At 54.9% G+C, this 10,670-nt stretch carries 14 protein-coding genes and 1 tRNA gene; all 15 read left to right on the forward strand.

Going from position 1 to position 10,670, the window contains the following annotated elements; genetic code table 11:
- On the forward strand, positions 1–220 hold a 220-nt coding region (gene tuf, locus C4520_14290; protein ID RJP18515.1), incomplete at its 5' end, for an elongation factor Tu.
- Between the two features lie 36 nt (positions 221–256).
- Positions 257–406, forward strand: a complete 150-nt coding sequence (gene rpmG / locus C4520_14295) for a 50S ribosomal protein L33 (protein ID RJP18516.1) — start codon at positions 257–259, stop codon at positions 404–406.
- 41 nt (positions 407–447) lie between these two features.
- Positions 448–525, forward strand: a tRNA-Trp gene (locus C4520_14300).
- A 35-nt stretch (positions 526–560) separates the two neighbouring features.
- Entirely contained in the window at positions 561–749 is a 189-nt protein-coding gene (secE, locus tag C4520_14305) for a preprotein translocase subunit SecE (GenBank protein ID RJP18517.1), read from the forward strand.
- Positions 750–1,169: 420 nt separating this feature from the next.
- Entirely contained in the window at positions 1,170–1,847 is a 678-nt protein-coding gene (gene nusG / locus C4520_14310; protein RJP18527.1) for a transcription termination/antitermination factor NusG, read from the forward strand.
- Positions 1,848–1,869: 22 nt separating this feature from the next.
- A complete protein-coding gene (rplK, locus tag C4520_14315) occupies positions 1,870–2,295 on the forward strand; it encodes a 50S ribosomal protein L11 (protein ID RJP18518.1) in 426 nt (141 codons plus the stop codon).
- A gap of 51 nt (positions 2,296–2,346) precedes the next feature.
- Complete coding sequence (locus C4520_14320; protein RJP18519.1) at positions 2,347–3,033, forward strand: 50S ribosomal protein L1; 687 nt, start codon at positions 2,347–2,349, stop codon at positions 3,031–3,033.
- Between the two features lie 117 nt (positions 3,034–3,150).
- Complete coding sequence (locus tag C4520_14325) at positions 3,151–4,329, forward strand: methionine adenosyltransferase (GenBank protein RJP18520.1); 1,179 nt, start codon at positions 3,151–3,153, stop codon at positions 4,327–4,329.
- A 20-nt stretch (positions 4,330–4,349) separates the two neighbouring features.
- Positions 4,350–5,606, forward strand: a complete 1,257-nt coding sequence (locus tag C4520_14330; protein ID RJP18528.1) for an adenosylhomocysteinase — start codon at positions 4,350–4,352, stop codon at positions 5,604–5,606.
- A gap of 192 nt (positions 5,607–5,798) precedes the next feature.
- Positions 5,799–6,503, forward strand: a complete 705-nt coding sequence (locus C4520_14335) for a hypothetical protein (protein ID RJP18521.1) — start codon at positions 5,799–5,801, stop codon at positions 6,501–6,503.
- 122 nt (positions 6,504–6,625) lie between these two features.
- Complete coding sequence (locus C4520_14340) at positions 6,626–7,342, forward strand: sigma-70 family RNA polymerase sigma factor (protein ID RJP18522.1); 717 nt, start codon at positions 6,626–6,628, stop codon at positions 7,340–7,342.
- A 23-nt stretch (positions 7,343–7,365) separates the two neighbouring features.
- A complete protein-coding gene (locus C4520_14345; GenBank protein RJP18523.1) occupies positions 7,366–7,875 on the forward strand; it encodes a hypothetical protein in 510 nt (169 codons plus the stop codon).
- Positions 7,872–8,348, forward strand: coding sequence for a hypothetical protein (locus C4520_14350; protein ID RJP18524.1), 477 nt, complete (start codon positions 7,872–7,874; stop codon positions 8,346–8,348). Before C4520_14345 ends, C4520_14350 begins: the two co-directional genes overlap by 4 nt.
- Positions 8,349–8,704: 356 nt before the next feature.
- The gene (locus C4520_14355) at positions 8,705–10,354 is read left to right on the forward strand and encodes a methylmalonyl-CoA mutase (protein RJP18525.1); all 1,650 of its coding nucleotides are present in this window, start codon (positions 8,705–8,707) and stop codon (positions 10,352–10,354) included.
- On the forward strand, positions 10,330–10,659 hold the full coding sequence (locus C4520_14360; protein ID RJP18526.1) for a hypothetical protein: 330 nt from the start codon (positions 10,330–10,332) through the stop codon (positions 10,657–10,659). Before C4520_14355 ends, C4520_14360 begins: the two co-directional genes overlap by 25 nt.
- Positions 10,660–10,670: the final 11 nt, after the last annotated feature.

Here is a 10,670-nt window from a genome sequence, read left to right on the forward strand (position 1 = left end):
GTTTTTCACGGGCTATCGGCCGCAGTTTTACTTCCGCACCACGGACGTGACGGGGAACCTGGCGCTTCCGGAGGGAGTGGAGATGGTGATGCCGGGCGACAACATCCGGATAGAAGTGGAACTGATCACGCCGATCGCGATGGAAAAAGAGCTTCGTTTCGCTATCCGCGAAGGCGGGCGCACCGTCGGAGCCGGCGTCGTCTCTGAGATTGTCGAATAAAATTACGAAATGGATCGCGAGTGAGGAGGATAAAGGGTGAGAGAAATAGTCACGATTGCCTGCAGCGAATGCAAGCAGCGAAATTATACGACGACCAAGGACAAAAAGAAACACCCGGAAAAACTCGAACTGCGGAAATACTGCAAGTTCTGCCAGACGCATACTTCCCATCGAGAAACTAAATGAGACATAGCGGGGCGACAATCGCCTCTGAACGTTTAGCGTGCAGGCCTGTAGCTCTAATTGGTCAGAGCGCCGGTCTCCAAAACCGGATGTTGGGGGTTCGAGTCCCTCCAGGCCTGCCAAATTTTGATCCGTTACCGGATTTTCCGGAGTACTAATGATCCAGAAATTTGTTGATTATGTGAAAAAGGTCAAGGCCGAGATGGAAAAGGTAGCATGGCCGACCAGGAAGGAATTAACCAGCTCCACCGGGGTGGTGCTGGTTCTGGTAGCGATCGTAACCGTCTTTCTTGCGATCGTGGATTTCTTCCTTTATACCATTGTTACCCGGATACTCGGCCTGTAAACCACGAGAACCTGATTGATGGCTGAAGAGAAAGAAAAAAAAGCAGGGGATAAAATCCCAGAACAACAGGACCAACAAGTAAGCACCTCACCGGAAGACGAAGCCGGAGAACCGGCTGAAGAGTCCTTTCCGCCGGAGGCTGCTCAGGAAACCGCAGAAGGTGAAGAGGCTCCCCAGCCGCCTCCTGATCTGGCCGGCCCGAAGGGACCGCCGGATCGTTCCGGCGATGAATCTTCTTCCGCTGAAATAGCAAGAGAGGCCGCAGAGGAGGTACCGGCAGACAAACCGTTGCCGGAGACGGAAGACGAAATGGCTGAGCTGCTGCCTTCCGGTCAACGCCCTCCAAAAGAGCAGGGCGAACAGGAGCCCGTGGCGAAGCCGGATCTTTCACTTCCCGAATCGGATGCGCTCATCGAGGAGATGCCCGAGGGCGTCGAGACGGAACGGGAGTCGACCGAGGAGGGAGAACAAGCGACCCTTCCTGAGGGAGAAGTCGCCGAAAAAAAACCCAGAACGGCCGCGCGGCCTGCTGTCAAAAAGACAGCCGGCCTTCCGAGCGAGGAAGAGGCGGAGAAGCGGTGGTACGTCATCCATGCGCATTCCGGCCACGAAAACAAGGTGAAGCAGACCCTCGAAAGCAAAGTGAAGCAGGAGCGGTTGGAGCATCTGGTTACGCAGATAATTGTACCCACTGAAGAGGTAGCCGAAGTAAAAGGCGGCAAGAAACGCGTTACCAGCCGCAAGATTTTCCCCGGTTATGTACTGGTGGAAATGAAGCTTACTCACAAGACCTGGTACATGATTCGCAATACCGCCGGCGTCACGGGATTCATCGGATCCGGCAAAATGCCGACGTCTCTGGAGCCGGAGGAGGTTGAGGCCATATTCCAGCAAATGCGCGGCGAGCAGAAAAAGCCGAAGCCAAAGGTCAGTTTTGAAAAAGAGGACAAGGTAAAAATCATCGAGGGCCCGTTCACCAACTTCATGGGATACGTCGACGAAGTCAATCCGGAACGCGGCAAGCTCAAAGTAATGGTGGAGATATTCGAGAGACTGACACCTGTCGAACTTGAGTTCTGGCAGGTCGAGAAAGTATGATTCCTGAAGGAGCTTCCCAACAATGGCAAAGAAAGTAAAAGCGGTGATCAAACTTCATGTTCCCGGAGCCCAGGCAAATCCTGCTCCGCCGGTCGGCCCTGCTCTCGGACAGCACGGCGTCAACATCATGGAGTTCTGCAAATCCTTCAACGAGAGGACAAAGGACAAACAGGGCCTCATTATTCCCGTAGTGATAACGGTTTTCGAAGACAGGTCGTTTACCTACATAACGAAAACCCCGCCCGCCTCGGTTCTTCTCAAGAAGGCGGCGAAAATAGCGAAAGCTTCCGGCGAGCCGAACCGGGAGAAAGCAGGCTCGATTACGCGCGAGCAGGTTCGTGAAATCGCTCAGATGAAGATGCCTGACCTCAACGCGGCCGACGTCGAGGCGGCTATCCGAATGGTTGAAGGAACGGCCCGCAGCATGGGTATTGAAATCACGGGGTAAATCCCCTGTCCAGGAGAAAGCACGACAATGGCTAATACAACAAGTAAACGAATGACGGCGGCGCGAACAGCGGTCGAATCGACCAAACAATATGATTTGCGAGAGGCGGTCACCTTGGTGAAGAAAACCGCCACCGCTAAATTCGATGAGACAGTCGAACTTGCTCTCAAGCTCGGCGTCGATCCAAGAAACGCCGATCAAATGGTGCGTGGGACAGTCTCGCTGCCGCACGGAACCGGCAAGAAAATTCGGGTCCTCGTCTTCGCAAAAGGCGAAAAAGAAGGCGAGGCCAGGAATGCCGGCGCCGATTTTGTGGGCGCCGAGGACATGGTGGAAAAAGTCCGCGGCGGATTCCTCGATTTTGATGCAGCAGTGGCGACGCCGGATATGATGAGCAACGTGGGAAAACTCGGGAAAATCCTGGGCCCGCGCGGGCTGATGCCGTCTCCCAAATCCGGTACGGTGACCTTTGACGTCGGCAAGGCGGTCAAAGAGATCAAGGCCGGTAAAATCGAGTTCAAAGTCGATAAGAACGCCAATATCCATGTGCCGGTGGCGAAAGCTTCCTTCACGGAAGATCAGATCTATGAAAATGCCGTTGCAGTCTTCGAGGGAATAACCCGGGCGAAGCCATCCGCGGCAAAGGGGCAGTACCTGCGCTCGGCCACGCTCTCCTCGACGATGGGGCCGGGAGTGCGGCTTGACTGCAACCTTCTCGCCACGCAGTTCAAACGGTAAGAAATATCTTCCAATGATTTTGAAGCTCCCGCTCCTTCCGCACAGACGCGTGGAAACGGGAGCTTGTTTTTCAATGGGCTGGGACGCGTAAGCTGCAACTACTTAAGGAGAAGGGCTGTGAAACGAACACCGCGAAAGGGACGCCATCTGTTCACTTCTGAGTCGGTTACGGAGGGGCATCCCGACAAAATCTGCGACCAGATCTCCGACGGGATCCTGGATGCGATGATTGAACAGGATCCTTTTTCCCGCGTTGCCTGTGAATGCCTGGTGACCACCGGCCTGGTGCTGGTGGCAGGAGAGATCACCAGCAAGGCCCACGTGGATATCGTCGAGGTCGTGCGGGGGGTAATCCAGAGCATCGGGTATGTGGACGCCTGCTATGGGCTGGACTCCGACAGTTGCGGCGTCATCGTTTCACTGAAAAAACAGTCACCGGATATTTCCATGGGCGTGACAGCGACGAAGAGCCACGAACAGGGCGCCGGCGACCAGGGAATGATGTTCGGGTTCGCATGTAAAGATACTCCCGAACTGATGCCGATGCCGATCGCGCTCTCGCACCGGATCACACGCCGCCTCGCCGAGGTCAGGAAGGCGGGTATGCTGCCGTTCCTCCGGCCCGACGGCAAGTCCCAGATCACGATCGAGTACGATTTGCTCAAGCCGACACGGGTGGATACCGTCGTCGTCTCCTGCCAACACAATGAGGAAACGACTCCTGAAGAGATTCGGGCCAAAGTCATCGAGCAAGTGGTGAAGCCCTCCATTCCGCCGGAATTATTCGAAGAATCCAATATCAAGTATTACATCAATCCCACCGGCCGCTTCGTTATCGGCGGTCCCCACGGCGATTGCGGACTGACCGGGCGCAAAATCATCGTCGACACATACGGTGGGTATGCTTCCCACGGCGGCGGCGCCTTCTCCGGCAAAGACCCCACGAAGGTCGATCGCTCGGCGGCATACATGGCGCGCTATATCGCCAAGAACGTCGTCGCTGCCGACCTGGCGTACATGTGCGAAGTTCAACTCGCTTACGCTATCGGAGTGGCTCAGCCGGTATCCGTCCTGATCAATACGTTCGGAACGGGCATCGTGGACGACGATCTGATATCCGATGCCATAGTAAAACTAATCGACTTGCGGCCCGCTTCCATCATCGAGCGGCTTGATCTGCGAAAACCCATTTACCGGAAAACCACGAATTACGGCCATTTCGGGCGCGAGGATCAAGGGTTTAAATGGGAAGAAAGAGACTTGGTCAAAGACCTGCTGAGGGAGGTAAAAGCTTGAACAAGCGCGTGAAAGAGAAAATGGGGGACGTGAAAAATCCGCGGTTGGCGTCCGAAGGAATCAGGCGAATCGGTTGGGCCGACCGCGATATGCCGGTGCTGCAACTGGTGAGGGACCGCTTCGAGAAGGAACTGCCCCTTCGGGGGTACCGCATGTCCGCCTGTTTGCATATTACCGCCGAAACCGCTAACCTGGCGCGGACGCTGAAAGCCGGCGGAGCAGATCTGGTATTGTGCGCTTCCAACCCGCTCTCCACGCAGGATGATGTCGCGGCGGCTCTCAGCTACGAGTTCGGAATCCCAACCTTCGCCATCAAAGGCGAAGACCGTGACACCTACTACGCCCATATCAAGGCTGCAGTTGCGCATAGGCCGCAGATCACTATGGATGACGGCGCCGACCTCGTCTCGATGATCCATGCCGATTATCCAAAACAGATACCCGATGTGATCGGCAGCATGGAAGAGACCACCACCGGCGTTATTCGCCTGCGCGCGATGGAGCGCGATAAGGCGCTGAAATTCCCGGTTATCGCCGTCAATGACGCCGATACGAAGCATTTCTTCGACAACCGCTACGGGACCGGCCAGTCAACCATTGACGGGATCATCCGCGCGACCGACGTGCTGCTTGCCGGAAAAAAATTCGTGGTCGCAGGCTACGGCTGGTGCGGCCGCGGCCTCGCGATGCGCGCCCGGGGAATGGGCTCGATCGTGATCGTGACCGAGGTGGACCCGTTGCGCGCGATCGAGGCGGCAATGGACGGCTTCCTGGTCATGCCGATGCTCGAAGCCGCAAGGATCGGCGAGGTTTTCTGCACGGTCACCGGCGATATCTCCTGCCTGCGCAAGGAACATTATCTCGCGATGAAGGACGGCGCGATCATCTGCAATTCCGGACATTTCAACGTCGAAATCAACATTCCGGAACTGGAAGACATCGCCATAAAAGTAAATAAAGGGGTGCGCGCATTCGTAGATGAATTCGTGCTCGCGGACGGCAGGCGCATCTATTTGCTGGCCGAAGGAAGGCTTATTAACCTGTCGGCCGCCGAGGGACATCCGGCATCCGTCATGGACATGAGTTTCGCCGTTCAGGCGCTGACGTCCGAATACGTTGTCAAGAACAAGGGCAAGCTCAAACCGAAAGTGTACAATGTCCCCCGCGAGATCGACGCCTGGGTCGCCCGCCTCAAACTCAAGGCGATGGGGATCGAAATCGACACGCTGACGCCCGAACAGAAGAAATATCTTTCCTCTTGGGAAATGGGCACCTGATTATCCTCCGATTTTAACCGGCTCCGGGGACAACGAATTTTCTTTGTCCCCGGTAGCCGCCTTTGGAAAATCCCACCGTAACCAATTTGACGTGCTGCTCTTAGGCCGAGCGTCGTTTGACAGCATATTTCAGGAGATGTATAATATTTTCTACGGGAGATTGGACAGCTTCGGGAAACGGAAATATCCTCAATGACGCTGCGCGACGGAGACGCCCTCAGAATCAGCTCAAACGGAATCCTCCTCTTTTTCCTTTTTCCACCCGATGCGTTTGCACAGGTGGACGGCGCTCAGAACGTTTCCATATCACTCCTGGTAATCGCATTCCTTTTCAGTGTGTGTATCCTGGTGATCTCGGGCTTCACTCTCTGGCAGTCGCATCGCTATTATCTGGATACTGTGCGCCTGAGCCGTGAGATAACCAATACGACCACCGAGCTCCATCATAAGGTGGTCGAGCTTATCTACAGCTTGAAGGAATACTTTTCTCAAGATGTCGACATGGGCGCCCAACGGGAGCGGCGCCAGCAGAAATCCCGCCGTACCCCCTCCCGGCAGGTGGACAAGATCGTCGAGGATATTGCGGACACCGAGAACAAGATTCGCGCGCTGGAGAAGACCCTCGGCAAGCTGAACGAACAGCTCTCCTTCAATTTCTCTTCCGGCAGCATCTCGCGCACATTGTCCGGCCTCAGCGATATTGAATATGCCGTCCTGCTCAAGCTCTCGCAGGATCCGAAGTTTTTCGAAAAGAACTCTTTTACCAGTTTCGGCGCTACTCCCAAAGTTCTCGACTCCCTGCTCAGCCGTCAGTTAATCGTTTTTAATTCCGAGGGAAAAGCGGAGGTGCCGAGAGAGGTTGTATTGGCCCTCAAGTACTCCCTCCCGGGAAATTAACCGGCCACTACATCCTCACGCCCTGAAGATGTGCCTGCCTTTCAGTCGACAGCGTCTTAAGTTGCTGATATTGATATACATATGTTTTCAGGGCCTTGCGCTTGCACGCAAATGTTGAAACAATGGCTGAAACAGTGGGTGAGTTGGCTGACACTGCCGCTCCTTTGCTTGCGATGGCCGGCTTGAACAGTTCTGTCTTGAAACAAGCCTTGGGATTGAATAACGGTTCTTTCAAACCGTCTAATGAACAGGAGTTAAAGAACTTCATGTCCTCCGATGAGGAACTGATCGCCGAAACTCGCGGTGGAAACCGGGCGTCATTCCAGGAGTTGGTTGAGAAATATCAGCGGCGGATGTATTCGGTTGCTTACGGAATTCTGGGAAACAGGGAAGATGCCCTTGATGCGGTACAGGAGGCTTTCATCAAGGCGTATCGCTCGCTGCCGGAATTCAAGGGGCAATCAACCTTCTATACGTGGCTGTACCGGATCACAGTAAATGCTGCTATTGATCTGGCAAGGAAGGCGCAACGACATGAGGAAGTCGAGTTCCGTGAAGAGATCGAGGTGGTCGAGGAGAAAGGCGACTATCCTGTGGCGGCGCAGTCCGAGAACCCTTCCGAGCGCCTGATGCGGAAGGAACTCGGGGAATTGATCGAAAAAGCGATTGCATTATTGCCGGTCGAGCAGCGGACGGCTGTTGTGCTCAGGGAAATCGAGGGGTTGTCCTACAGGGAGATCGCCGGGATCATGAAATGTTCGGAAGGGACCGTGATGTCAAGACTGCACTACGGTCGAAAAAAGTTGCAGGAGTTGCTTGAACCTCACCTGGAGCGGTGATATCTTACTTATGGAGTTGTACAATGAAAATGGCATGTGAAAAGGTCCGAGGATTGCTCGAAAGATTTCATGATAAGGAACTGGACGAGCGAGACTCCAAGAGTGTGGCGGAGCACCTGGAGGGCTGCGCCCTCTGTTCCAGGGACCTGGCAAAACTTGAACATGTCAGTGGAATCGTCAAGACCCATTATGATATGATTTCGGCGTCGCAAAATTTCACCGGCATGTGGGCGCGCATCAATTCAAGCCTGGACGCAGCGGCGCCCGCGCCGGCGCACCGGCGCGTACTCACTGAACTGTTGAGATTCCCCAAGCCCGTATGGGCGACGATTGGAGCGGTCGCGGCCGCCGTGTTGCTTCTGTTCGTCTATTTGCCGGGTACGCAGGAACCCGCAATTGCGGCAAACGATTGCATTATAGATACAGTCGAAGCCGAAGATAGCTCGGTCATGGTATTCGAGACGGATGACACCAAAATGAAGATCATCTGGGTGATGAACCAGGATGATCAAGAACAAGGAGTGACTTCATGAATAGAGTCCCCGCTCGACAAGTCACCGTTTTCCTGCTGGTCTCGCTCCTCTTGTCCTTTTCTGCGGTTTCAGCTCCGGCTCAACAAGCCGGGCCAAAGGCCGATATCATCATATACGTGATCGAAGCTTCCAACGGGGGTGGAGGAGTCGATCCTCAGATTCAGCACCTGGTGAAGGAATTCAAGGGCGCTTTCCGTTATTCGAGCTATCAGCTTGTCAAGAGAATCCCGAGACGACTCGAGGCCGGCGAAAAAGAGATAGTCCCTCTTCCGGGCGGGCGGCAGATGCAATTGCAGATGCAGGGTTATGAAGAGAACCGCATCAAACTGAGGGTCAAGATTCTCGAGAAGAAGGAAAAAGGCTCGCGCGATATATTGAACACCGAGTTCAGGATCATCAAGGGCGGCACCATCATGATTGGCGGATACGACTATCGGGACGGCAAGCTCGTCATGGCCATCTCGGCGAAATGAGATATCCCGCCATAACGCAATCCCTATCTTAAATTCTTCAATATCCTGCTGGGTCTCCCGAGCGCCAACCACGCGTCTCGCGTCGGAAGTCACGCGCTTCGCGTGACCATTCCCGCGGAAACTTGTTCTGAGCTGCTCGAAGGAGGGGGAATCCATCTTATTCCCCCGTTGGCAATCTGGTTAGACATACTCGTCCCGCAATGCTATAATGTGGTTCGATAGAGCTGTCTCCGACCCCGCGCATCCTAAGGATGGAAAACAATTTCTTTGCGAAAAACAAGGGCTTCTCTTGTTCAATCCGCGTGGTCGGTTGATCCGGTTTGACGAGAAGCGGCTTATCATGAGGAACAATTGAAATGGCGCAAGGAGAAAACGGATACAAAAAGTGGCGGGCGGACTACGAGCGCTCGAAGAAGCGGAATTACATTTTCATGACCACCTCCAGCAGAGAAGTAAACCCGCTGTATACCCCGGCCGATCTTCCGGATTTCGAATATGAGCGGGACCTCGGATATCCCGGTGAATTCCCGTTCACGCGCGGGGTGCACCCGACGATGTACCGCGGGCGGCTCTGGACCATGCGTCAGTTCGCGGGAATGGGGAGCGCACGCGACACCAACAAGCGCTATCACTTCCTGCTCGACCACGGCCAGATGGGGCTGTCGGTTGCATTCGATATGCCGACGCTTATGGGGTATGATTCCGATCACACCTTCTCGGAAGGCGAGGTCGGACGCTGCGGCGTCGCCATCGATTCGGTCGAGGACATGAGCGTGCTGTTCGACCGGATTCCGCTCGACCAGATTTCCACTTCGATGACGATCAACGGACCGGCCTCAGTGTTGTTCGCCTTCTATATCGTGGTGGGCGAGCGGCAAGGGGTAACATCCGAAAAACTGAGGGGAACCATCCAGAACGATATCCTGAAAGAGTACATCGCTCAGAAATCCTGGCTTGTGCCACCCCAGCCGTCGATGCGCATCATCACTGATATCATGTCGTTCGCTGCCGAGCATGTGCCGCAGTGGAATACCATCAGCATCAGCGGATACCACATCCGCGAAGCGGGTTCCACAGCCCTGCAGGAACTGGCGTTCACGCTTGCTGACGGGTTCGCCTACGTCGAGGCCGGCATCGAAGTCGGACTTGACGTCGACAGCTTTGCGCCGCGGCTCTCGTTCTTTTTCAACGCGCACAACGACTTCTTCGAAGAGGTCGCGAAATATCGGGCGGCGCGGCGCATCTGGGCGCGCGAGATGAAGGAGAAATACAAGGCGAAAGACCCGCGCTCGTGGCTTCTGCGGTTCCATACCCAGACCGCAGGCTGCAGCCTGACGGCCCAGCAGCCGGAAAACAACATCGTGAGGACCGCATACCAGGCGCTTTCGGCCGTGATGGGCGGAACGCAGTCGCTGCACACGAACTCGATGGACGAAACGTATGCGCTTCCGACTGAAAAAGCGGTCCGGATCGCGATGCGGACGCAACAGCTTATCGCGCATGAATCGGGCGCGGCCAATGTGATCGACCCGCTTGCAGGCTCATACTTCGTCGAGGCGCTGACAAATGAGATGGAACGCGGCGCCTACGAGTATTTCGAGAAAATCGAGAAATTCGGCGGAGTAGTCAAGGCGATCGAAGCCGGCTTTTTCCAGCAGGAAATCGCCGACGCCGCCAAGTGCTACCAGCGTGAGATCGAAGCGAAGGAGCGTATTATCGTTGGCGTGAATGACTACATACTCGAGAACGAGCAGACCGAAATCCCGCTCCTGAAAATCGACCCTGCTGTCGAACAGGAGCAACGCGAACGCGTGCGCGCTCTGCGCGAAAAACGAGATAACGACAAGGTCAGACGCAGCCTCGAGGCGCTCGCCGAGGCCGCCCGCAGCACCGATAACGTGATGCCACGGATAATCGAATGCGCCCGCTCGCTCGCGACCAAAGGAGAAATCTGCGACGTTCTTCGCGACGTCTACGGCAGATGGGAAGAGCCGAAAATCTTCTGAAAAACAGGAGTCTACGAAACAGGTTTTCACAGATTGCAGAACTGAAGAAGAATTTCGAACAGGAGATAACGGAGGTGACAGAGAATGAGCGCAATCAATATCTCCGCCTCCGTGTATTGCAATTGCTAAATGTAGAAACCTTGAATTTCTGTCACTTTTGTCCAGGACGGTTTTTGCATTTCAAAGAAAACTGTCGGCGGATACGGGAAAATTTGTTGAACCGCAAAGGCGGTAGAGTAGGGAGGGCATTACCCCTCCCCCTCGTCAAACCGGACGTGCAGATTTCCCGCATCCGGCTTTCCTGAAGGCTTTGCCT

The sequence above is a fragment of the Candidatus Abyssobacteria bacterium SURF_5 genome (assembly GCA_003598085.1).
In the GTDB taxonomy this organism is placed as follows: domain Bacteria; phylum Abyssobacteria; class SURF-5; order SURF-5; family SURF-5; genus SURF-5.

What these genes read in the sequence shown, in the direction of transcription:
- secE (RJP18517.1), top strand. Translation starts at nt 561, where the DNA reads ATGATCCAGAAATTTGTTGATTATGTGAAAAAGGTCAAGGCCGAGATG.
- nusG (RJP18527.1), top strand. Translation starts at nt 1,170, where the DNA reads ATGCCCGAGGGCGTCGAGACGGAACGGGAGTCGACCGAGGAGGGAGAA.
- rplK (RJP18518.1), top strand. Translation starts at nt 1,870, where the DNA reads ATGGCAAAGAAAGTAAAAGCGGTGATCAAACTTCATGTTCCCGGAGCC.
- C4520_14320 (RJP18519.1), top strand. Translation starts at nt 2,347, where the DNA reads ATGACGGCGGCGCGAACAGCGGTCGAATCGACCAAACAATATGATTTG.
- C4520_14330 (RJP18528.1), top strand. Translation starts at nt 4,350, where the DNA reads ATGGGGGACGTGAAAAATCCGCGGTTGGCGTCCGAAGGAATCAGGCGA.
- C4520_14335 (RJP18521.1), top strand. Translation starts at nt 5,799, where the DNA reads ATGACGCTGCGCGACGGAGACGCCCTCAGAATCAGCTCAAACGGAATC.
- C4520_14340 (RJP18522.1), top strand. Translation starts at nt 6,626, where the DNA reads ATGGCTGAAACAGTGGGTGAGTTGGCTGACACTGCCGCTCCTTTGCTT.
- C4520_14345 (RJP18523.1), top strand. Translation starts at nt 7,366, where the DNA reads ATGAAAATGGCATGTGAAAAGGTCCGAGGATTGCTCGAAAGATTTCAT.
- C4520_14350 (RJP18524.1), top strand. Translation starts at nt 7,872, where the DNA reads ATGAATAGAGTCCCCGCTCGACAAGTCACCGTTTTCCTGCTGGTCTCG.
- C4520_14355 (RJP18525.1), top strand. Translation starts at nt 8,705, where the DNA reads ATGGCGCAAGGAGAAAACGGATACAAAAAGTGGCGGGCGGACTACGAG.
- C4520_14360 (RJP18526.1), top strand. Translation starts at nt 10,330, where the DNA reads ATGGGAAGAGCCGAAAATCTTCTGAAAAACAGGAGTCTACGAAACAGG.